General features: G+C 69.2%; 17 protein-coding genes. 9 read left to right on the top strand and 8 right to left on the bottom strand.

Annotated features, from left to right (window positions below; translation table 11 throughout):
- Window positions 1–46: 46 nt before the first annotated feature.
- Both pstC and ACFYNU_RS19540 read right to left on the bottom strand, forming a co-directional pair.
- Window positions 47–1,048: a phosphate ABC transporter permease subunit PstC gene (gene pstC, locus ACFYNU_RS19545; RefSeq protein WP_356590815.1), complete on the bottom strand. Its 1,002-nt coding sequence runs from the start codon at window positions 1,046–1,048 to the stop codon at window positions 47–49.
- A gap of 61 nt (window positions 1,049–1,109) precedes the next feature.
- The gene (locus ACFYNU_RS19540) at window positions 1,110–1,550 is read right to left on the bottom strand and encodes a hypothetical protein (protein ID WP_356590813.1); all 441 of its coding nucleotides are present in this window, start codon (window positions 1,548–1,550) and stop codon (window positions 1,110–1,112) included.
- 267 nt (window positions 1,551–1,817) lie between these two features.
- Between ACFYNU_RS19540 and ACFYNU_RS19535 the strand changes: the two genes are divergently transcribed.
- On the top strand, window positions 1,818–2,393 hold the full coding sequence (locus tag ACFYNU_RS19535) for a TerD family protein (RefSeq protein ID WP_023538067.1): 576 nt from the start codon (window positions 1,818–1,820) through the stop codon (window positions 2,391–2,393).
- Between the two features lie 122 nt (window positions 2,394–2,515).
- Here ACFYNU_RS19535 and ACFYNU_RS19530 read toward each other — a convergent pair whose 3' ends face one another.
- Window positions 2,516–3,658, bottom strand: coding sequence for an alpha/beta hydrolase (locus ACFYNU_RS19530; RefSeq protein WP_356590811.1), 1,143 nt, complete (start codon window positions 3,656–3,658; stop codon window positions 2,516–2,518).
- 364 nt (window positions 3,659–4,022) lie between these two features.
- On the opposite strand from ACFYNU_RS19530, the gene ACFYNU_RS19525 reads away from it, so the two are divergent.
- Together ACFYNU_RS19525 and ACFYNU_RS19520 are read left to right on the top strand one after the other, a co-directional pair.
- Window positions 4,023–5,333 carry an MFS transporter gene (locus ACFYNU_RS19525; protein WP_356590809.1) on the top strand — a complete coding sequence of 437 codons (1,311 nt, stop codon included), beginning with the start codon at window positions 4,023–4,025 and terminating at the stop codon, window positions 5,331–5,333.
- A 23-nt stretch (window positions 5,334–5,356) separates the two neighbouring features.
- Window positions 5,357–6,037: a TetR/AcrR family transcriptional regulator gene (locus tag ACFYNU_RS19520; protein WP_356590807.1), complete on the top strand. Its 681-nt coding sequence runs from the start codon at window positions 5,357–5,359 to the stop codon at window positions 6,035–6,037.
- A gap of 183 nt (window positions 6,038–6,220) precedes the next feature.
- Here ACFYNU_RS19520 and ACFYNU_RS19515 read toward each other — a convergent pair whose 3' ends face one another.
- Window positions 6,221–6,418: a ferredoxin gene (locus ACFYNU_RS19515; protein WP_356590805.1), complete on the bottom strand. Its 198-nt coding sequence runs from the start codon at window positions 6,416–6,418 to the stop codon at window positions 6,221–6,223.
- Window positions 6,418–7,674: a cytochrome P450 gene (locus ACFYNU_RS19510; RefSeq protein WP_356590803.1), complete on the bottom strand. Its 1,257-nt coding sequence runs from the start codon at window positions 7,672–7,674 to the stop codon at window positions 6,418–6,420. The genes ACFYNU_RS19515 and ACFYNU_RS19510 overlap by 1 nt, the downstream gene beginning before the upstream one ends.
- A gap of 182 nt (window positions 7,675–7,856) precedes the next feature.
- Between ACFYNU_RS19510 and ACFYNU_RS19505 the strand changes: the two genes are divergently transcribed.
- The 4 genes from ACFYNU_RS19505 to ACFYNU_RS19490 all read left to right on the top strand — a co-directional run bounded on the left by ACFYNU_RS19505 (window position 7,857) and on the right by ACFYNU_RS19490 (window position 10,865).
- Window positions 7,857–8,453: a TetR/AcrR family transcriptional regulator gene (locus tag ACFYNU_RS19505; RefSeq protein WP_356590801.1), complete on the top strand. Its 597-nt coding sequence runs from the start codon at window positions 7,857–7,859 to the stop codon at window positions 8,451–8,453.
- 100 nt (window positions 8,454–8,553) lie between these two features.
- A complete protein-coding gene (locus ACFYNU_RS19500) occupies window positions 8,554–9,102 on the top strand; it encodes an AAA family ATPase (protein WP_356590799.1) in 549 nt (182 codons plus the stop codon).
- A 90-nt stretch (window positions 9,103–9,192) separates the two neighbouring features.
- A complete protein-coding gene (locus tag ACFYNU_RS19495) occupies window positions 9,193–10,104 on the top strand; it encodes a hypothetical protein (protein ID WP_356590797.1) in 912 nt (303 codons plus the stop codon).
- The gene (locus ACFYNU_RS19490) at window positions 10,101–10,865 is read left to right on the top strand and encodes a hypothetical protein (RefSeq protein WP_356590795.1); all 765 of its coding nucleotides are present in this window, start codon (window positions 10,101–10,103) and stop codon (window positions 10,863–10,865) included. Before ACFYNU_RS19495 ends, ACFYNU_RS19490 begins: the two co-directional genes overlap by 4 nt.
- A 34-nt stretch (window positions 10,866–10,899) precedes the next feature.
- On the opposite strand, the gene ACFYNU_RS19485 is transcribed toward ACFYNU_RS19490, so the two are convergent.
- Window positions 10,900–12,156 (bottom strand): flavin-dependent oxidoreductase, encoded by a 1,257-nt coding sequence (locus ACFYNU_RS19485; RefSeq protein WP_356590793.1) that lies wholly within the window; start codon window positions 12,154–12,156, stop codon window positions 10,900–10,902.
- 312 nt (window positions 12,157–12,468) lie between these two features.
- Here ACFYNU_RS19485 and ACFYNU_RS19480 point away from each other — a divergent pair, with 312 nt between their 5' ends.
- A complete protein-coding gene (locus ACFYNU_RS19480) occupies window positions 12,469–13,098 on the top strand; it encodes a hypothetical protein (protein WP_356590791.1) in 630 nt (209 codons plus the stop codon).
- Between the two features lie 64 nt (window positions 13,099–13,162).
- Here the strand turns inward: ACFYNU_RS19480 and ACFYNU_RS19475 are convergent, their stop codons facing one another.
- Window positions 13,163–16,864, bottom strand: coding sequence for a DNRLRE domain-containing protein (locus ACFYNU_RS19475; RefSeq protein WP_388766828.1), 3,702 nt, complete (start codon window positions 16,862–16,864; stop codon window positions 13,163–13,165).
- Window positions 16,865–18,762: 1,898 nt separating this feature from the next.
- Here ACFYNU_RS19475 and ACFYNU_RS19470 point away from each other — a divergent pair.
- On the top strand, window positions 18,763–20,769 hold the full coding sequence (locus ACFYNU_RS19470; protein WP_356590787.1) for an N-6 DNA methylase: 2,007 nt from the start codon (window positions 18,763–18,765) through the stop codon (window positions 20,767–20,769).
- A gap of 21 nt (window positions 20,770–20,790) precedes the next feature.
- Here ACFYNU_RS19470 and ACFYNU_RS19465 read toward each other — a convergent pair whose 3' ends face one another.
- Window positions 20,791–22,248 (bottom strand): serine/threonine-protein kinase, encoded by a 1,458-nt coding sequence (locus ACFYNU_RS19465; RefSeq protein WP_356590785.1) that lies wholly within the window; start codon window positions 22,246–22,248, stop codon window positions 20,791–20,793.
- Window positions 22,249–22,290: the final 42 nt, after the last annotated feature.

Here is a 22,290-nt window from a genome sequence, read left to right as displayed (position 1 = left end):
CCGACGGCCATGTCCCGCTCACCCGCGCCCGCCATCCGCGCCGGCCTCACTCGCTCGCCGCGCCGGACCGGCTGCGGGCGACGATCGAGGACGCGGCGAAGTTGACGACGAGCGTCATCAGGAAGAGCGCGAAGCCCGCGGCCATCAGGGCCGACATGCCGAACTCGCTGGCCTCGCCGTAGCGCAGGGCGATCAGCGCGGCGACGGAGCTGGAGCCGCTCTGGAGGACATGCCACTGGATCTCGAAGACCGGCGAGATGATCAGGTAGACACCGATGGTCTCGCCGAGCGCGCGGCCGAGCCCGAGCATCGTGCCGCCGATCATGCCGCCCTTGCCGAACGGCAGGACGACGCTGGAGATCATGCCCCAGCGGGTGGCTCCGAGCGCGAACGCGCCCTCGCGTTCGCCGACCGGCGCCTGTGAGAACACCTCGCGCATCACCGAGCAGGCGATCGGCGCGACCATCAGGGCCACGACGACACCTGCGATGAGGGTCGACGAGGTGTAGACGGTCTCCGGCGCGAGCGGGTCGTTCGGGTCGGCCCCGGCCACCTCGAAGACCGGGATCCAGCTCAAGTAGGTGGCGATCCAGCGGGCGGTGGGCAGGATCTGCCCCTCGAAGAAGAACAGACCCCAGAGCCCGTAGACGACGGACGGCACGGCGGCCATCAGGTCGACCACACCGATCAGTGTCTGGCGCAGCCGGGGCGGGGCGTACTCCGAGATGTAGAGCGCGCCGCCCACCGCGAGCGGTACGGCGACGACGATCGCGACCAGTGCGATCAGCACGGTGCCGACCAGGACGGCCGCGATCCCGAAGCGGCCGGCGTCCGGTTCCCACGCCTCGGTCGTCAGGAACGACCAGCCCGCCCTGGAGAGCGCTTGCCATGCCCGGTACAGCAGGAATCCGCCGACCAGGAGCATGACGGTGAGTACCAGTCCGCCTCCGCCTCGGGCGACCCCCCGGAAGACACGGTCGGGCAGGCCCGGGTCCGCGTACAGCCTCCGGGGCACATCGATGTCCGCCCCACTCGCTCTTCTCGTCACGTGGCCGACGCTCTCGGTGCGCGATTGACGCGCGCGCACCGAGATGTGAACGAGGTGTGCCCTAAGGGCAACTTCCCGTAACTTCCACCATGTCGGTCAGCAGGGCCCGGAACCGCTGCCAGGCCGCGCGGCAGGTCGAGTGCCGCTCGTAGGGTCGCGCGGAGACGGCGACGACGCCGCCTTCCGCGTCACGTAATAACCACATCCAGCCATTGCCTCCCGCGGTGTGCTGTACGGCTCCGGCCAGTTCCGCGTGGCCGCGACACAGCGTCTCGAAGGCGCTGCGGCAGAGGTCGTACTCCCCGTACGGCCGCGCGGAGACGGCGACGACGCGTCCGTTCTGGGCGACCACCCGCCAGTTGTACGCACCGTCGGCGTCGACGTCGATACGGCAGCGGGCCCCACCCGTGTCCGGTCTGTCCCCACCCGTGTCCGGTCTGTCCCCGCCCGTGTCCGGTCTCTCTCCACCGTCCGCACCGCCCACGCCCTTGATAACCGTCATGTCGCGAATCCACCCCCGCCGCCCCATCGGAAAGCGGGGCGGCAGGCGCAACCTAGTGAGACGGAAGTGATCACGGACGGCACAAACCCGACAACGCCGCCGGGTTTCATGACGAAGTTGCCCTTAGGGCGCCCGCAGTACACCGGGAGCAAGCCCTTTCTCCGTGCGGCGCCCGGCAGTTGAGCGATGGCCGACTCACCTGTGTCGCATTTTCTACAGTGTTGTAGATTTTGATCAGTCCATACCATCGAGCACCAGGAGAAGATCGTGGGAGTTTCCCTCTCCAAAGGCGGCAACGTTTCGCTCAGCAAGGAGGCCCCGGGCCTGACGGCGGTGCTCATCGGCCTGGGCTGGGACGCGCGCAGCACCACCGGCGCCGACTTCGACCTCGACGCGAGCGCCCTGCTGGTCAACGCGGCCGGCAAGGTCCCCTCCGACCAGCACTTCATCTTCTACAACAACCTTAAGAGCCCCGACGGTTCGGTCGAGCACACCGGTGACAACCTCACCGGTGAGGGCGAGGGCGACGACGAGTCGCTGAAGGTCAACCTCGCGGGCGTCCCGGCCGATGTCGACAAGATCGTCTTCCCGGTCTCGATCCACGAGGCCGAGTCCCGCGGCCAGAGCTTCGGCCAGGTGCGCAACGCCTTCATCCGCGTGGTGAACCAGGACGGCGGCGCCGAACTGGCCCGCTACGACCTCACCGAGGACGCCTCCACGGAGACCGCGATGGTCTTCGGCGAGCTGTACCGCAACGGCGCGGAGTGGAAGTTCCGCGCGGTGGGCCAGGGTTACGCCTCCGGCCTCTCCGGCATCGCGACGGACTTCGGCGTCGGCGTCTGAGCCACCGCACCGCGCGGGGACGACCTCGCACCGACGGCGCCGCGGGATCGCCCCCGCGGCGCCGTCGCCGGCTCGTCAACCACCTTGAGGGGTACGGCCACTTGGCGCGGAGCGTGCCCGCCTCAGCGCCGAAGCTCCTTGTCCAGATGGCGGGTGATCGTGTCCATCACCTTCCGGGTGGTCCACTTCTTCCCGGCCTCGGTGTCGCCCAGGAACGACAGATCGCCGTGATCGGCCCCCTTGACGACATACCGCGCGCCGTCCACCCGCTTCGCCTTGAGGGCGTCGAGCAGGATCAGTGACTGGCTGGGCGAGATGATGTGGTCGTCGTCGCCGTGGAGCATGACGACGGGCGCCGACGACGGGCCGAGATACGTGGCGGGGTCGGCCGCCCTGCTGGCGGCCCGGTCCGTCGCCACGGTCCCGGTCGAATTCGGGCCGAAGACATACGCGTTGATGAAGCTGCCGGGCGCCATGTACACGGCCCTGGTCTCCGCGTCGAAGTCGTCGGCGATCTTCGACAGATCACTCGCGCCGAACTGGTCCACGACGGCCTGGACGTCGCTGCTCCGGTCCAGATGGTCGCCCCGCTCGAACCGCTCCCTGCCGTTGGTCGCCCCGGTCATCGCCGCCAGATAGCCGCCGGCCGACTGACCCCACACGGCCACCCTGGTCGTGTCGATGCCCAACTCGTCGGCGTGGGCGCGCAGATAGCGGACCGCCGACTTCACGTCCGCGACGCCGTCCCGGTAGGTGGAGCCGGTGCTCGTGGTGCGGTATTCGACACTCGCCACGGCGTAACCCCGCTCGGCCACATAGGTGCGCCCGTCGAGGTTGGCCCCCTTGTCGGCCCTGCTGAAGCCGCCGCCGGGGAGATGGACGACCAGGGGTTTGAGGCCTTTCGTCCGCGGGATCTGGAGGTCCAGCCGCAGATCGTGGGGCTCGCCGCCGACCGCGGGTGACGCGTACGTGATGTCCTGACGCATCGTCACTTCCACTCGGCCGCACCGCATCTGCGGGCCGCTGGGAGAGATGACCGTGCTGGATCTCGTACTGGTCGGCTTGACCGTCTTCGCGACCGGGACGGACCCGCCGGGCGGGGCGCCGGGCGGGGCGGGGGTTCGCGGACAGTCGGCGCCCGCCCCCGGGGCCGCGAGCACCATGGCGCCGGTGGTGGTCGTGGGCCCGGCGGACGAGCACGCCGTCACCACCAGCCCGAGAAGCGCGATCCCAGCGATCGCGCCGAACCTGCCGCGTGTGGCCATAGGAGCCCCTCGGTAAGTGGAGATAACTTCTCCAGTTCGGCACGGTAGCACCGCCGCGACCCGAGCACCAGGCCGGTCCCACCGGCCGGAGATCCCTGCCGGAGATCCCTTCGCCCGGATCTCTTGACAGGGGATAGGGGGCTCCCTTTACTTACCGCACACCAGACGACCAATCGTTCGGTCGGCCGCTCCCGAGTGGCGATCGACCGACAAATCGGCGCGTGGCACCGCCACCCCCGAAGCTTCTCTCCGCCGTGCCCGAAAACAGACCGAGTCACCCTCGGACTTCGCGCCGGCGCCCCCTTTCCCACCGCTCATCGGTAATAGCAACGGCGACAGAACTCACCCCTGTCAGGAGACAGTCGTGACCATCGAACGAAGCCCGTCGGACACGGCCGCGCGGAAACGGACGCGGCCGTTGCGAGTAGCGACAGCGAGTCTCATCGGAACGGCGATCGAGTGGTACGACTACTTCATCTACGGCATGGCGGCGGCGATAGTCTTCGGACCGCTCTTCTTCCCTTCCGTCTCCCCGGCGGCGGGTACGCTGGCGTCCTTCGCCACCTACTCCGTCGGCTTCCTCGCCCGCCCCCTCGGCGGCATCGTCATGGGCCACTTCGGCGACCGGGTCGGCCGTAAGTCCATGCTGGTCATCTCCCTGCTGACCATGGGATTCGCCACGATCGGCATCGGGCTGCTGCCCACGTACGACAGCATCGGCGTATGGGCGCCGATCCTTCTGGTGACCTTGCGATTCATTCAGGGAATAGGCGTCGGCGGCGAGTGGGGCGGCGCGGTCCTGATGGCCGTCGAACATGCCCCGGAACGCAAGAAATCCTTCTACGGAAGCTTTCCTCAGATGGGTGTGCCGGGCGGTCTCATCATCGCCAACCTCGTATTCCTGGGCCTGACGACAAATCTCAGCGACGAGGCGTTCCTGGACTGGGGCTGGCGGGTTCCCTTCCTGGCGAGCGCCGTCATGGTGATCGCGGGTCTGGTCATTCGGCTGACCATTTCGGAGAGCAAGGAATTCGAGGCAGTCAAGGAGTCGAGCACCGAACACCGTATGCCCTTCATATCCGTGCTCCGGGAGCACTGGCGGGAAGTCATCCTTTCCGCGGGAGCGTTCATCGGAATCAACGCGGTGGGATATATCTTCATGTCCTACCTGCTGTCGTATTCGACCGCGGTGCTCGGCCTCAGCCGGAATCTGATCCTCACCTTCACCCTCATCGCCTCCGGGGTCTGGCTCGCGGTCATCCCCTGGGCCTCGGCCCTCTCCGACCGGCACGGCCGGCGCCGGATCCTCCTCGTCGGCTCGACCGGCCTGGTGGTGTGCGCGGCGACGCTGTTCCCGCTCATCGACACCGCCGACTCCGCGCTGATCCTGTCAGCGCTGCTGGCCACCGCGGTGTTCATGGGCATCGTCTACGGACCGATCGCCGCGCTCTTCTCGGAGCTGTACCGGGCCGAGATCCGCTACAGCGGGGCCTCTCTCGGCTACCAGCTGGGGTCCATCCTGGGCGGCGGTATCGCCCCGACCGTCGCCACGGCCCTCTACAACAACTGGGCCTCCACCACGCCCATCACCCTGTATCTGACCGGGGTCACGCTGCTCAGCCTCGGCTGCGTATGGCTGATCACGCGCGAGCGGGGACCCGGCCGGCCGGCCTGATCCACGGGACTACCCTGGGTCGCATGACGGAGACTTCCGGACAGAACGGTCCGGTCGAGGGCGGCCGACCGCTACGGCGGGACGCCGCCCTCAACCGTGAACGCATTCTCCACGCGGCGCGTGAGGTCTTCGGTCAACAGGGGCTGGGGGTCACGCTCGACGGTGTGGCCCGCCACGCGGGGGTGGGCGTCGGCACCCTCTACCGCCGCTTCCCCACGAAGGAGTCCCTCATCCGCGCCCTGTTCGAGGAGGACCTCCGGATCCGGCAGGAGTCGGCCGAGAGCGCCCTCGCCCACCCCGACCCCTGGCAGGGACTGGTCGACTTCCTCACGGAGATGACGGCCGACCTCGCCGAGAACCGCGGTCTGCACGAAGTCCTGATGCTGGGCGAGCACACGTCCGAGCCCATCGAGACCGCGCGCGGCGGCATGCTGCCGTTCCTCGAAGCCCTGATTCGGCGGGCCCAGGAGAGCGGGGATCTCCGTCCGGAGGTGACTCCCTCCGACATCCCCGTCATCCAGCACATGCTGTACGCCGCCGCCCAGTTCACCCGGGGCGGGCAGCCGGACATCTGGCGCCGCTACCTCGACGTGCTCCTCAACGGCCTGCGCCTGCGCCCCGACAACGCGCCCCTGACGACGCCGAGTCTGAGCGACGAGTCGGTGGAGCGGGCGATGAACATCGTCAGGCCCGAGCCGCGTTGAGAACGGCGGACGGTGCGCTCCCGGCGGCGGGGAAGCCCGCCGTACGGAAGACCCGTCGCGCACCGTCCACGGCGAACACCTCGCAGCCTTCCCTCGCCGAGGACCGCCCCGTACCGACGCCCCTGCGCCGCGGCGTGCGCGATCAGCGTCCCGGCGCGGGGACGCTGATCGCGCACGTCACCGCTACTCGTCCACGGTCCGGATGGCGAGCGCCGGGCAGAGCAGCGAGGCCTGGTCGACGGCCTCTTCCAGATGGCCGGGCGGATTCTCCAGCAGCAGGACCACCATGCCGTCCTCGTCCCGCTGGTCGAAGACCTCGGGCGCGGCCAGTACGCACTGCCCGGCCCCGACACACATGTCCGCGTCGACGACGACCCGCATCACCGCCCGCCCTCCGCGCCACTCGGCCCGTCCCAGGTGATCGGCAGCGCGCGTACGCCGTACACCAGCGCGTTGTCCTTGAACTCGATGTCCTCGAAGGGCACCGCCAGCCGCAGCGTGGGAATCCGCTGATGCAGCCGGGCGAAGACCTCCCGCAGCTCGACCCTCGCCAACTGCTGGCCCAGGCACTGGTGGATGCCGTAGCCGAAGGCCAGATGCGCCGTGGCGGGGCGCTTGAGGTCGATCCGGTCGGCGGCGGGAAAGACCGTCTCGTCCCGGTTGGCCGAGGCCAGCGCGGCCACCAGCCACTCCCCGGCGTCGAGTGTGCCCTCGCCGACCGGGGTGTCCTCGGTCGTACGACGCAGCAGCCCGAACTGTACGGGTGAGATGTACCGCAGCATCTCGTCGACGGCGGTCCCGGCGAGGCCCGGGTCCGCGCGCAGCGCTTCGAGCTGGTCGGGCTGGCGGAGCAGGGCCAGGGTGCTGAGCCCGATCATGTTCGCGGTCGTCTCGTGACCGGCGACCAGCAACGAGAGCCCCAGCATGCCCAGTTCGGGGATGCTCAGCTCCTGGCCGGTCTCCCGGGCCCGTACGATCAGCCGGCCCAGCAGGTCGTCGGTCGGCTCGGCCATCTTGTCCTGGGCCAGTTGCCTCATGAGCTGGGTGACCTCGTCGAAGGCCGTGTCCACCTCGGCCGGTTCGCGGTCGACGGAGAGCATCACACCGGTCTGCCGCTCGAACCGGTCCCGGTCCTCGTAGGGCACACCCAGCAGTTCGCAGATCACCTGCGAGGGGATGGGCAGCGCGAAGTCGCGGTACAGGTCGGCCGGCGCGCCGGCGGCGAGCATCGCGTCGATGCGCTCGTCGATCAGACGCTGGATGTACGGGCGCATGGCCTGCACGCGTTTGACGGTGAACTCCGGCGTCAGCAGCCTGCGCAGCCTGGTGTGCTCGGCGCCGTCCAGCTGGAGGATCGAGCCCGGCTCCGGCTGTCGCTCGAAATCGCTGTTGACCACCACGTGTAAGGACGGGGCCCAGCGTGAGCTGAGCGTGGGTTCGGTCAGTACCGAGCGGACATCGGCGTGGGTGGTGACGACGTGCGCGTCGATCCCGGCCGGGCAGGACAGCAACCGCGTGGACGTGTCCTGGTCGCGCAGACCGGCGAACGCGGCCGGCGGGTCGAACGGGCAGCCCGGCTCTCTGGTGGTGGGAAAGCTTCCCGCGGCGGCCTGGATGTCGGACGTGGTCTCACCCATCATGTGCCCAGCTCCTCGGAGAAGAAGAAACGGCAGTCAGAAACGGCAGTCAGTGCCACACGGCCAAGCGTGCCAGGCGGCAGATACTGCCGCAACCATGCGCTTACTCACTGCCACCTGACAGCGACTGTCAGGTGGCAGTGTTAGGGTCGGCCGCCGGTCGGAGCGATGGAGGTGAAGGCATGGGATTGCGTGAGACCAAGATGGAGCGCACCCGGCAGCTCATCGCGGACAACGCGTTCGAGCTGTTCGTCACGCAGGGCTACGAGGAGACGACCATCGAGCAGATCGCCGCCGCGTCGGAGGTCGGCACCCGAACGCTCTACCGGTACTACGCGACCAAGGAGGCGCTGGTCGTCGACTTCGTCGAGGAGGGCCTGACCACCGCGCTGACGGCGCTCGTCGAACAGCCCGACGACCTGCCGCTGCCACAGGCGCTCCACGCGGTGATCGACAGCATCGAGCGGACCGTCACCGCCAACTCCGGACGGCTGATCGCGCTGTACGAGATGACCGGACGGACCGCCGCGCTACGGGCCAGGCTCGCGGACCAGAACTGGCGCTGGCGGCAGGCGCTGGACCGGGAGATCACCCGGCGCATGGGCGACACCGACCCCGGACTGCTCGCCACGCTGACGGCGGCGGCGACCGTGAACGTCGTCGAGGTGGTCCTCCAGAAGTGGGTCGACAGCGGCGGCACCGCCGACGTGGGGGACATCGCCCGCGCGTCGCTGCGCCTGATGCGCACCCACGCGATCCCGGTGCCCACCCCGGCCTGACCGGGAGGACACCCCCCGACCGGGAGAACACCCGCTGCCGGAGGGTGCCCGCGTAAATACGATTGCCGGCCGACGGGCCCGCTGGCACGATGCCGCCGTGATGACCGTGGGAGCATCCGACTGCCTTCTCGTGACAGGGATGCCGGGGGCCGGCAAGTCGACCGTGACCAGACTGGTCGCCGAGCGGCTGCCGCGTTCCGCCCGGCTGGACGGCGACGAGTTCAACAGAATGATCGTCAACGGTTTCGTCTGGGCCCTGGGCGAGCCGGCCGACGAGGCGGCGCGCCAGGTGGAGTTGTTGCACCGCAACCTGTGCGCGCTGGCGAACAACTTCGCCGACGCCGGCTTCACACCCCTGATCGACGCGATGATCCCCTCCTGCGAGAAGCTGGACTTCTTCCGCGAACTGCTCGCACCGCGCCGCCTCTTGTTCGTCGTCCTCACACCGGGCATCGAGGTCTGCCGCCACCGCAACACCGTCCGGGATCCCGCTGACCGGTTCGACTTCGACGGCTACGAAGCCCTCGACGCCGACATGAGGCGTGAGTTCGGCGACGCGGGCTGGTGGTTCGACACCGCGGCCCTGACCCCCGGCGAGACGGCCGACCGCATCCTCGACGAGGCGCCCCGACGCGCACTCGTGCTCTGACGCCCGCGGGCAGGTACGCGCAGGGCAGGGCTGCGCCCGCGGGCATCGCCCTGCCCTGCGCGTACCTGCCCGGCGTGCTGTACTGGCCAGATGGAACGCAAGCACACGCGGGCGTTCGTCTCGCGCGCCCAGCGACCCGGCACGGCGGCCTCCGACACCGCCCGCGCCGAACAGGCGGACCTGGTGCGTACCAGGGTGCGGCTCATGATCGAGATCACCGCGCGGGCGGGAGCGTACCGGAAGGGCCTGGTCAAGGCCGCCGGACGGCTCAGCCCGGAGGAAGCCGAGATTCTGCTCGACCTGGAGGGGCACGGGCTCCAGGTGCCGCAGCTCAGAGACGTACTGCGCGGGGGCCATGTGCTGGTGGACGATCCGGGGCTGTACGAGAAGTGGCGGCTCGCCAAGGGCAGCCATCCCCGGCTTTCCAGCCACCACCGCGACATCGACAAAAAGCTCTACCCGGACATCGGGATGCGCGGACAGGTCGTACGGGAGAAGCTGCACGGCCGGACGGCGCAGGGCACCTGGGTGCAGCTGGAGAAGACCCCGGCCGCGTTCGGCGGGCCCAAGCTGCCGCGTCCCAGCGATCTGCGGCACCTGATGGACTACGTGGTGTACAAGTTCACCGACAGCAACGTCGGCCCCTGGGGACTGTCGCGGATGACCGAGCGGCGCCCGATGTATCTCTCGCCCGTTCTGGCGGTGCCCACGTCCCTGTCGCCGCCCATCGCGCGGTCCCTGACCCAGGCGCTGCGGCGGATCGAGGCGAACGACGACGTCACCTCCGCGTCCCAGGAGCTGGCGGACCGGTTCCCGCCGCCGGACCGGCCGGACCTGGCCGGCGAGCTGGGGCAGGCGCTGTCCGACAGGGGCGGCCGGGGCCTGTTCGGCAACTCCGACGTGTGGGTGACCCAGACCCCGTCCCGTACCGCCGCCGCGGTGCTGCGTGCGAGCCGTACGGCGCCCGCCGCGGACGACTGGCGGACAGGAGGTTCGTCATGAGCGAGGATCAGAACGGCGCTCCCCCGGCGTCGCAGCCGGGCCCCGGCGAGGCATCCGTTCCGCACGGGCTCGTCTCGGCCGTGGTCGATCTGGTGAACACCGGCCCGGTGCTGCTCGGCGCGTACACCATCGCCGAACTCACCGCCGTGGACGCGATCGTGGACTTCCTGGAGGCCCGGCCGTCGGAGGACGAACTCGCCGAGGCCGTCCGCTCGCTGGCCGCCCGCGAACTGCTCCTCGCGGGCTCGTCGGGCGAGGAGGTGCAGGTACGGGGCGACCTGGGCATCGCCGTGGCGTTCCAGCAGCGCGCCAGGAAGGTGCTCGACGCCCGTACGACCGGAACGGAACCGGGCGAGCCGTGGCGCGTCCTGCTGCTCCCCCAGCCGGAACAGATCTGTCTGATGGTCCGTATCGACGCGCTCGGTGTCCACCAGATCGGCCTGCACAAGCTGGACGAGGCGCTCCGTATGCTCACGGACTGGCTGCCCCGGGGCCCGTCGGCGGACACCGATCCGTCCACGGACACCGATGCCGTGCTCAGCGGCGCGGAGCGCTCCGCGCTGGTGACCGTCACCGAGTACACGGCGGTCGGCTCGGCCGAGACGGCGGGGACCAGCACCGATCTGGTCCTGGCCCGTAACGACGGGCGGCTGCACGTCCTTTCCCGGGACCCACGCCGGCGCGACCGGCTGGTGCCGGCCCCGGAGGAGGACGGCAGGGACGGCGTCCGCGAGCGGCTGTCGGATCTGCTGGCGGCCTAGCGGGCGCTGTCCCGCGCCGGCGGCGGTCACGGTCTCAGAGCGCCGGGCCCGCCGTGTCGCGGGAGACCGACCACGACTCATGGGTGTTGACCTGCTCCACCGTGGCCCGGGCCAGCGTCCGGTAACCGTTCGCGATCCTCATGGCCTCGTCGGCGGGCAGCGCTCCGCCGCGCTCGGCGGCTCGCGCGATGATCTCCTCGGGCCCCAACTCCCGGTTGCTGAGCACGATCGCGTTGACCGCGGGCCGGCGCAGCTCCTCGTAACGGCGGAGCGCGGCCACCGGATCGGGCTCCCCGGCCAGGCACCAGGCCAGCACACGGGTGTCGATGACGGACTGCGATCCGCCGTTCATGCCCATCGGGAACATCGGGTGCGCGGCGTCGCCGAGCAGGGTGACCCGTCCGAGGCCCCAGGAGGGCAGCGGGTCGCGGTCGAGCATGGGGTACTCGAAGATCGCCGAGGAGTGCTCGACCAGCTTCGCCAGGTCGATCCACGGCAGGCTCCAGTCGGCCAGGCCCGCGAGGGCCTCCGCCGGCGTGATGCGACGGTTCGAGCGGTCCAGCGGCGCGCCGGGCCGTTCATGCCGTACCTCCAGCACCCAGTTCATCAGGGCTTCGCCGCCCTCGGTCACCGGGTCCTGGATCGGATAGGCGACGAATTTCGCACCGGGGGTGCCGCCCGCGACCACGATCGAACGGCCGTCGAGTATGTGCCGATACGGCGCGACTCCGCGCCACATATGGACGCCGTTCCCACGGGACGGGCCCTCCTCCGGGTGGAGTTGGGCGCGGACCACGGAGTCGATGCCGTCGGAACCGATCAGCAGGTCGGCGTCCTCGGTCGCCTCCCGGCCGGTCGTCCGGTCCAGGAAGTGGGCCCGGACACCGTCCGCCGTCTGCTCGAAGCGCCGGAAACGCAGGCCGGTACGGACCGAGTCCGGCCCCAGACGCTCGCGGACCGCCGTCAGCAGCAGCATGTGCAGCAGACCCCGGTGGACGGAGTACTGCGGCCAGTGGTAACCGGCCGCGAGTCCCAGCGGCTCCTCCCACACCGGTTCGCCCGCCCGGTCGTAGTACCTCAGCCGCTGCGGCGGCAGCGCGACGGCGGCCAGTTCGTCGGCCAGTCCGAGTTCGCTGAGTTCCCGGACGGCGTGCGGCAGCAGGTTGATCCCCACCCCGACCGCCTCGATCGTCCGCGCCGACTCGCACACCCGCGGCCGGAACCCGGCGGCGTGCAGGCTCAGGGCACAGGTCAACCCGGCGATGCCCCCGCCCACGACGGTGACGTTCACGAGTGTGGACCTGCCTCTTGCCGACGCCGCGCTGCCCGGGGCTGGGGGGTGGTGAGCATGGCCACGATGCTAGGACGGGGCCCGTGTCGAGGACCGTGGCCGTTGTCTTTCGGACACCGTCCGCCGCGAACTTTGGCCGACAACTCCCTGCCGTGTCAGCCGAGTTGCACCGACGGACGGGCACGGGACAACCGCCTCAGCCGGGCGGCGAAAGCCCGTTGAGGATCACCTCGGCCACACTCTCCGCGCACGGCGTGCCGGACGAGGCGATGACGACCATCGCGGGCCGGGCGCCGTTGTTACGGTGGGCGGATGCCGATACAGAGACATGAGGACGCCGCCCTTGCCGAGGCATGGGGGGCTCTCACCGGATGGTTGGCGGACCATGCCCCCACGTCGTACGCCTCCCTGCTGCCGCCCGCGCCGGAGGCGGACATCACCGCGGTGGACGAGCAGCTGAGGCAGCGTCTCGGGTACGGGCTGCCCGCCGAGTTGGCGGCGCTGTGGCGGCTCTGCGGCGGGGTGGAGCACCAGGAGATCGAGGGCGACGAGCAGGAGGAGATCGGCTCGGGGGCCTTTCTGCCCGGCGGAGTCGTACTCACCCCGGAGCAGGCCATGTCCGCGGCGCTGCTCGGCGGCAGCGGCGGGTGGGGCGCACCGGTCGTGCCCTGGCTCACCCGGGACGAGGCCGGGCCCGAGTCCGGTCACTACGCGGGCCCTGACGGTGTGGGCTCCTGGGAGCTTCCCGAGGGGATCGACGAGCCGCGGTATCCGTCGATCGCCGCCTATCTGACGGCCGTTCACCGCGCCTTGACAGAGGGGCCCGCCGATTCGACGGGGTCCGCCGACGTGCCGGGCATCGTCCACGGCTGCCTGATCTGGGACGACCCGGAGAGTTCGTGGCTGACGGACGCCGCCGAGCACTGGGCGCCGCTGCACTGACCGGGGCTGAACGCGGCCGGTCGGCACCGGGCCGGAGAGCCCGGTGCCGACCGGCGTCATGTGCCTAGGGCTTGGCCATCGTGCAGACGAGGTCAGCCTTGGTGGTGTCGCAGCCCTTGAACCAGGCGTTGCCCGGGTCGAGGGTGTAGCTGTCCTTGTCGATGATCCGGAACTTCTTCAGGAACCCTTCGTAGAAGTTGTCCAGGCTCATCGAACCGGAGTTGACCTTCAGCGACATGGACGACCGCCCGCACTTCTCGTTGAAGGTCGGCGCGTCGTAACGGGTGTCGTCCAGAAGGTGTTCGCTGCCGTCGTCGGTCTTGGCCGCGACGGTCTGGATGCACTCGCCGCCGCCGTTCGCGCCGGCCGGGTTCTGTCCGTCCTTCGCCGCCGGGACACCCGGGGACTGGTAGCTGGAGGAGAACGGGAACTCGTCGCAGGACACCGACTCGGCGGCCCCTTCGGTGATCTCCGGGTGCAGAGCCGTCCACGGGTGCTTGAGGAACGGCTTGTTCGGGACCCAGCCGTCGGTCCGCTTGGAGCGCGACTTGGGGCACATCACCTTGTCCCGGTTGTCCTTACGCTCGTACAGCCACTCGTTGCGCTCCTTCCTCGGAAGGTACTGGAGCGCGTCGGAGCGGGTCTTGCCGCCTCCCGTGACCTTCGACTTGTTCTGGATCAGCCAGGCGTGCGCGGCGGCCGACGGGTACTTGGCGGTGTTGAACTTGTACTCGGGGAAGTACTGCGGCAGTACACACCCGGCGTCCGCGCCGTTCGCCGCGACCTTGTCGCACCGTACGTCGATGGCGGGGGACCGCCATGGCCCGGTGTCCTGCTCCTTGTCGCCCTTGCCGTCCGGCGGGCCCGACTCGGTGACGAAGTGGCCCACGAACCAGACCGGGAGCTCCTTCGACAGATCGAGGTCGCGTGTCCCCGCGGCGTCCTCGACGCTGCCGTTCCACTTGTGGTCCGCGGTGCCGGTGGCCATGTGCCCGTCCGTCGGGGCGTACTCACCGCCGCCCTGCCAGCTCAGGTCGTTGTAGAAGTCGAAGTTCTTCGCTCCCGATCCGCCTTCGCAACCGTCGCTGAAGCACATGGAGTCGATGAAGGCGTCCTCACCGCCGTCGCCGAGCAGCACGGCCCGGTCGTCCGGCGGGAAGTCGTTGTAGACCGGGTTGATCTGGATCCAGGTCTTGATGTCGCCCGTCTTCGGGTCGGTCTTGACCTGGAAGGCGAACTCGAAGTCGGCGCGGTACGTGGCGACCGGGAGCCCCTGGTAGATGTACGTCACCCGGTAGCCCACGTCGTAGAAGAGGCACGCCTCGTTACGGGTGATCAGCGACTTCTGCGCGTCGCCGAACAGCGACGGCTGGCACCACGAGCCCTTGATGATCGGGTCGGGGTAGGACGGCGCCCTGGTGCGCAGCGCCTGCGCCGCCTTACGGGTGCCCTCCAGGGACCTTTCCATCTTGGGGGTGACGGTGACCTCCGTGCCGCCCTCGCTGAAGACGCGGGGCTCCCAGCCCTTCCAGCCGGTGGGATCGGTGCCGGGCTTCGGCGGTGCCTGCGGTGTGTCGGTCTGCGCCGGCGGCGCGGCGTTCGGATCCAGTCGCGGGATCGCGATGTCGATCTTCTGCTTGCGGTTGTAGTCCCGGGTCCCGGAGGTGAAGCCGTAGTCCTTGATCGGCCCCACGTTGCCCGCCCGGTCGACCGTGCGGGTCTGCACCGCGTGGTTGCCGTCCGCCGCCGGGGTCACGGTGTACGCGGCGTCCGGAGCCGCGGCCCTCGCCGTTCCGGTGGTGGTGGGCACCGACTGCCAGCCGTGGTCGGCCGCGTCGTCCTCGTACGGGTCGAGGCGGTACTGCACCTGGTTGGCGTCCGGGGCACCCGTGGTGACGTCGAAGGTGCCCGGTACGCCGGACGGGCCGCCCCAGTCCTCCGGATACGTCTCGGACGTGATGGTCTGCGGCTCACCCGGTGCGGTGGTGTCGACGACGAGCTGTGTCCAGGGTGACCAGTTGAGGTTGTAGTGACTGCCGTCGTAGGAGTTGGTGCGGAACTTGTAGGTCTTGCCGTCCTTGAGCTGTCCCGCCGGGACGGTGACGGAGGCGGGTTTGCCGGAGGCGACGAAGCCGGAGACGAGCAGCCCTTCGCCGGCCGGGGTGGTGATGGGGGTGTCGGTGGCGGCGTCGTACACCTGGAAGGTGCCGCTGACGGTGTCGCCGTCGGCGTCGGTGAAGGTGTCGCGCAGGGTCGGGGTGGTGGTGTTGACCGCCCACACCCCGGCGTACGACTTGAACGGCGCGCCTGCCTGCCGGTCACTGCCGTCGGAGGGGCGGTAGTTGTAGGTGACGCTGAGCTTGGGCTGGTTGGCCGTGTTGTTGGCGGAGTTGACGCGCTTCCACGCCTTGACGTCGTCGGTGGCGGCACGCAGGCCCATGTGGCCGCGGGTGGCCTTGGCGGAGGCCCAGGCCTGGACGAGGGTGTCGACGTCCGCGTTGATCCAGCCGTCGGGCTGGGTGGCGGCGCAGTCGGTGTTGCCCCTGGTCTCGGTGGAGGAGTGGTACTGCTGGTTCCAGGCGGGCTGGGCGGACCAGCGGGAGGCGGTGGAGGGGGCGCCGGTGTCCCAGACGGTCCACTCCTGGTCGAGACAGTCGGTGTTGCCGGAGTGGAAGTTCCACAGCGCCAGGTTGGTGTCGATGATCAGCGCGTCCTGGATCGGCGTGGTGTTCCAGGTGATGAAGGAACGCGCCGTGCGCGGCGTGCCGTCCGGGTTCTTGGTGCCCGGGTTGCCCATGTCGAGTTCGACGTCGCTCGACCAGTCGACGGTCTCGCCCTGCTGCACATAGGTGTCGAAGGTGTTCGCCAGCGCGGAGGTCGAGGGGTCGACGGTGACCGGGAACTCGGTGTCCGGGTCGGCCAGATAGCCGGCGTCCGGGGTGACGACGAGATCGACCCGGCCGGCGCCCTTGTCGATGACCTCCATGTCGACGCGGACCCGGTTGGTGTGCTCGCCGGAGACCTTGTCGACAGCCGCGTCCCACATGACCGGGGCGGGCATCGTGGCCCGTACGGCATTGGTCCTGGCGTCGCTGAAGGTGACCGAACCGTCCTTGTTCGCCTTCGCCTTCAGGCCCTCGGCCTTGACCGGGAGCGTGTAGGAGTAGGCGCCGGCGGGCCGCTCGTTGATCTCCACGAACTGCTCGAAGCCGGTACGGGTGGCCTCGACGATCACATCGGCACCCGGCACGGCGTTCTTGTAACGGGCGCGGGTGCCGTCCAGTTCGGGCTTCGGAAGGCCGCCCTTCCACTGCAACGTGACCTCGTCCTCGCCGCTGCCGAGAGTGACCAGATCACGGGCGGTGTCGTCCTGCGCCGCACGCAGCGACTTCGGCAGGGTCCCGCCCTTGCCGCCCAGACGCAGACCGCTCGGGTGCGCCTTGGAGGTGACGGTCCCGTCGGCGGCTTCCACGAGGGTGGCGTCGGTCTTCCGCCAGGCGCCGTTCTTCCAGACCCGCTCGGGACCGGCGGTGAGTTCGGTGGTGAGCGTGCCGTCCGGATTGGCGACGGTGTACGTCGTCTCGGTCGTCTCGTCGGTGACGACGGTCTTCTTGCCGGTCTTCTTCGCCTGAGTGATGGCCCAGGCGATCGAGCCCTTGGCGCGCTGGGCGGCCCAGGCCAGGTCCGACTCCCGGATCTCCTGCGCGGAGGGGGAGTCGGCGGCGGCCGTCGCGGCGGGCGCGGCCCGTTCGTCCGGCGCCGCCATGGCTGTCTGACCTGATATCAAGGCGGCCTCGGCCGCCAGCAACAGGGCGGACGCCAGGGCTATGCGCCCTCTTCGGCGCCGTCGGCCGGATGATCCGGCGGTATGTCTGGACACGGTGAGGCATCCCTTCCGATCCTGCCGCTCGGCAAGATCACGGAGGAAGCTCTACCCAGGTCCAGACAATCGCCATGAGCGCGGAATGTGATGTTCCGCGTGATGATCGACATAGTTGCCCTGAACACCGTGGGCGTTCGGTGGAGGTTCACCGGCGAAGATGAAGATCTGGTGATGAACACCCGGGCGGCTCGGCCCAGTTGACGGACCGTCGACGGAGACGGACCGGGCCGACGACCACGCCCCGCCGGTTCCCCAGCAGCCTAGCGCGCCAAAAAACCCACACCGAGCCACCCTCCCGCCCACGTCCCGTCAAGTCGGGTACTGACATTCGCTCTTGTCTTGTTTACTTGAGAAGCCTTTGGTCAGCCCTTCGAGGCCGAGAACGACCGCTGCCCGCTGGCGCGTGGCCGGTGAGGTCGACGGCATGCACCTCACCACGCCAAGGACCTATTGGAGTACGAGGTCCACCGCTCCCCCCACCAACTCCTTCAAGCCGACCGCCAGACGCTCGCTCTGCCGGTCGACCCGGTCCGCCCCCGCGACGAAGAGCGGCAGGGGCCGAACCTACTACCACCTGTTAGCCGTACACCGAACAGCGCACCCCGCTGACCCGCCCGGAACGTACGGTCCGGATGCCCGCCGTTGGGCAGGTGGCCAAGGGCACGAAGCTACTCGCCGCGTCGCCCCGGCGACCCAGCACCTCGCCGTAGGCCCTCAAGGTCGCCTCGACCGCCTCACCGGCCTGCGAGAACTGGTGTATGTACCGCTTGCGGTGAAGTCCTCGACCGCTGTCACCCATGCGGCGTCCGGATCCGCCCGCGACTTGCCCCAGACGACAAGGGCGTGCAGGGGCCTTCACCATCGGTTCCCCGTCGACCGGTCTAGCAGACAGTGATGATCGGCAGCATCAACTCGCTGTCCCAGACCTGGACTCGTGAAGTGATGCTGACGATGCATAGCGGTTACCTTCGCCCGCAAGCCCCTGGAACAGGAACACGCCGAGCTGTGCGCACGCCCACCGAAGTGTGGCCGATGCGGCGGCACGAGCATCGAGCTGCGCCGACGCAAAAAACGCACCTGGTTCTGGCGTTGCTTCAACACGTTTTGCAAGACCGACCGGAAGTGGATGCACCCGGCGCCCGTGGTGAATCAGGCGTGCAGGTCGCAGGGTGTGTCTCCCCGTCCAGATCGGTGAAACGAGACTCGCCCTTAGGGGTCCCACCCTTCACCCATCATGGTCCCGCCACTGAGGCTCGGCCGTGCGCGCCGGGTCTCACGCGGCGACGGCCTCCTGTAGTCGCTCCAGATGATCGGCGGCACCCTGCGCGCTGAGGGCGCCCACCATGGGGGAGCGGCCCTGCAAAGCCCGAGGCGCAGCCAGAAAGCGCGGTTGCGCGGACTGGCGCCATTGCCGCGTCGCCCCCTCTCGCGCTCGCGCCGTGCGGGATCACCGTCTCACTGTGCGCCGGGAGCGAGGCTCGGACCGGGCGGGCAGTTACTCATGGCAGCCCGGCGCGCGCCACAAGCCACCCCCTCCTGTGTGCGGCTGTTCGCGCAGACCATGTCCACAGTCGGCGTTCCCGGCGACACTTTGTCACTTCGCGACCGGTTCACCGATCAAAGCCGCCGACCAGGAGTAAGAGGCCGGCCCTCCGGGGGAGACATCTCGGACCGGCATTTGTAAACTGAGTCAAGTTACACAGAACAGTGACCCAACGTAGTGCGGCAAGCACGTCGGCACGAACAGCGGGCAGGTACCCCCACGTACTCCGGAGCATCCGATGCCCAAGTCCACCGGCACATCACCTGTCGCGGTAAGCCTCGCGGAGATCGCGCGACTCGCCGGAGTAGGCCGGGCCGCTGTCAGCAACTGGCGACGGCGCTACGAGACGTTCCCAGCTCCGATCGGAGGCACGGACACCAGTCCGCTGTTCTCGCTCCCCGATGTCGAGACGTGGCTACATGCGGAAAACAAGATCAAGAATGCGGTGGGTTCCCTGGAGCGCCTGGGGCCCGAGCTTGAATCGCTCGGCGAACGCGATGCCACCGGCCGACTGATCGCGGCCGTCGGCATCCAGCTGAGCGGCGCCGAGGAGAGCGACTCCGATCAAAAGTCCCTCGGAGCGCGCGAGGCCCGTTTCCTCGCCCGCGTGACAGAGGTGGCGTCGGTGGAAGGGGCCTCACGGACCTTCGGTTTTTTGGTCGATCGGTGGCTCCGGACCCACGTACGCCAGATCACCACGACACCGGAACCTCTCGCTCAACTCATGACCGCGATTGCGTCGACGGTGCGCGCGGGTGAGGTGCGCACTCTTCTCGACCCCGCCTGTGGAACAGGCGCACTGCTACTCAGCGGGGCCGTTCTGCGTAAGAACAGACCGGGAACGGGAATCTTCGGCCAGGACAACGATCCCGTCCTCGCCGCGCTGACCTCGGCTCGCCTCGCCATGGCCGGCTTCACGGCCTCCGTCACGTCATCGGACACCTTGCTCGCCGACGCTCACTCGGATGTCCGCGCCGATGTGGTGCTTTGCAATCCGCCGTCCAACGAACGCGACTGGGGACACGCGGAACTCGCCACCGATGGGCGTTGGGCCTTCGGCCATCCGCCCCGTACCGAGTCCGAACTCGCATGGGTCCAGCACGCTGTCGCGTCCCTGGCTCCCGACGGGGTCGCGGTTCTCCTTCTGCCTCCCGCCGTCGCCGCACGACGTGCCGGACGACGCATTCGAGCGGGGCTGCTGCGCTCCGGAGCCCTCCAGGCTGTCATCGCTCTGCCTCCGGGTGCCGCACCGCCGCACGGCGTCGGTCTCCACCTGTGGGTCCTGAGGTCCGCCGAGTCGACGGCCACATCTCGTGCCGACCTCCTCCTGGTGGACACGGCGCACGGGCTGGATGCCGCCTCCCTGGGGAAGACCGGCATCAACTGGCCCCGGCTCCTAGAAGGCGTGCCGGCCGCCCTCCGCGGAGAGCACACGTACGAGAGCATGTCCATCCCCGTGATCGACCTGCTCGACGAGCAGGTCGATCTCACTCCAGCTCGGCACATTCCTTTCGCAGGTGGGGTCGATGGGATGGAACTGCGCCGCTCATGGACACAGTTCGACACCCACCTCCGCGAGCTCCGTGACACCGCCGGGGTACTTTCCGCGCTCTCGTCCAAGGACACGGACAACGCCGACCCCCAGGTCAGCCTCACGACGGTGGCCGAACTGGAGCGTGCCGGGGCCCTCACCGTCCTCGCCGGCCAGGCACTGCCCGAGGATCTCCTTCAGCGAGGCGCTCCGCCGAAGGGCGCCGTGCCTGTACTGACTGTGCCTGGTCTGCTCTCAGCGGGCAGCGCCGGATACTGGCTGGCCGGCTCCGAGGTGGCGCGCGGAGAAGTAGGAGGGACGCTGACGGTGACCGCCGGCGAGGACGTGATCCTGGTCGGCGTGACGAGGGCCTTCAACGTCATGGTGGACTCCGGGGCCCCCTCGGTACTCGGCTCGAATCTGTACGCCCTCCGGACAGATCCCACCGTCCTCGATCCGTGGTTCCTTGCCGGGTGTCTACGGGCACCGGGCAACGCCCGTCAGGCGGGAACCCACGCCACCACCTCCTCCCGGGTCGACGTGCGCCGGCTCCACGTGCCCCGGATGCCCCTCAAAGACCAACAGGCGTACGGGGAGATCTACCGGAAGGTGGCGTCGTTCGAACGGGAGATGCGAGGTCTCGGATCCACCGGTGCCGAACTGGCGCGTTCACTCGGTGATCTCATGTCCACAGGACGCCTCAACTGGAAGTGAGTCGGCGCGTACCTCCCCGCGTCAGTCCCGGGGCAGTCTCGCGGCCACCGGAGCGACAATCTCACCGAAACCTGTCTCGTCCAGTTCCAGGGCGACTTCACGGCAGCGCGCCACCAGGCGGCTGGGCGCAGAGGGGAGGCGGAGGACTTCCCCGACGGCCTCCACCCACCCTGTCACCGCTCCGTCCATCTCCCCGTCCGCCACCGCACACTCGGCGATCCCCACCCGCGCCTCCAGAGCCAAGGCGAGGAAGTCGGGGTCCTCATGTCCGGCGAGGGCGACAGCGACACGCTCGTACAGCGGCCTGGCCCGGTCGATCCGCCCCTCCAGACGCGCGCGATCGGCGCAGGCCAACTGTGCGTCCGAAACCGTCGCCTCGCGCAATCCCCAGTCACTGACTGCCCGGTGGAGTGCGTTGTCGAGCTTCAGACTCTCGGGACCCGGGCCGTCTCCCTCAAGTTCGGCGCGGGCGCGGAGCAGGAGGGCGGCGAACTCCGTGCGGCCCGACCACGCTCCCCGGCGTCGGACCGGCCGTCTCGACGGGCGGGAAACGGGCCGGACGTACCCCTCGGCGTTCATCCCGCCGGGCATCCGGTAGCGCAGCGTGGGATCGGGAACGAGTTCCGGCTCGGGAGCGGGATCGCCCTCCCCCGGCAGCAGTTCCCCCAGAGTCGGGAGGATGTCGTCCGTACCGACGGGCCGGTCGGTGGCCGACTTCGCCAGCAGATCCCACACGAGATCGTCGAGCTTCTGTGGCAGCCCGGCGTTGATGTCCCGGATGCGGGGCGGCAGGTCGTGGATGTGCTGGGTGGCCCGGTTCCGGCCGGGCTTGTCCGTGAACGGCTGCTCCCCGGTGACCAGTTCGAAGAGCACACAGCCCAACGCGTAGTAGTCCGCCTTCGCGGTTATGTCCCGCCGATTCTCCAGTTGTTCCGGTGCCATGTAGCCGACGCTGCCGGGCGTCGCGTCGCCGAGAGGGGTGTAACGGGTAGCGTCCGGATCGGTGAGATGGGCGATGCCGAAATCAACCAGTTTCACGGTCCCTTCGGCGGTCATCACAAGGTTGTTGGGCTTGAGATCCCGGTGGACGACACCTCGGACATGGGCGTGCGCGAGCGCCTGACCGATCTGTACGGCGATGGCGCACGCGGCATCGAGGGGCAGGGGACGGTGCCGGTCGAGAAAGTCGCGCAGGTTGACCCCGTCCACGTACTCCATGACGAGGTAGGGCACTTCCCCGTGGTAGCCACGGTGCAGCAGCCGAGGGATCGCCGGGTGGTCCAGATCGGCGAGGATCGCTCCCTCGCGCTCGAACCGCTTGAGCATCTCGCCCCGCAGGCGGGCCCGTTCGGCCGGGTTGAGGTGGCTCTCGGCCAAGCGGTCCAGCCGGACCATCTTGACGGCAACCTGCGCACCGGTGGTCAGGTCGATCGCCTTCCAGATGCGGCCGTGACCACCCTGATCATGCTGGCCGACCACACGAAATCGACCGTCGAGGACATCCCCGGGCTCCACAGCGCA

Origin of the sequence: Streptomyces sp. NPDC006643, assembly GCF_042870175.1 — a bacterium.
Lineage (GTDB): Bacteria > Actinomycetota > Actinomycetes > Streptomycetales > Streptomycetaceae > Streptomyces.
This window is presented reverse-complemented; position numbering and strand designations above follow the sequence as displayed.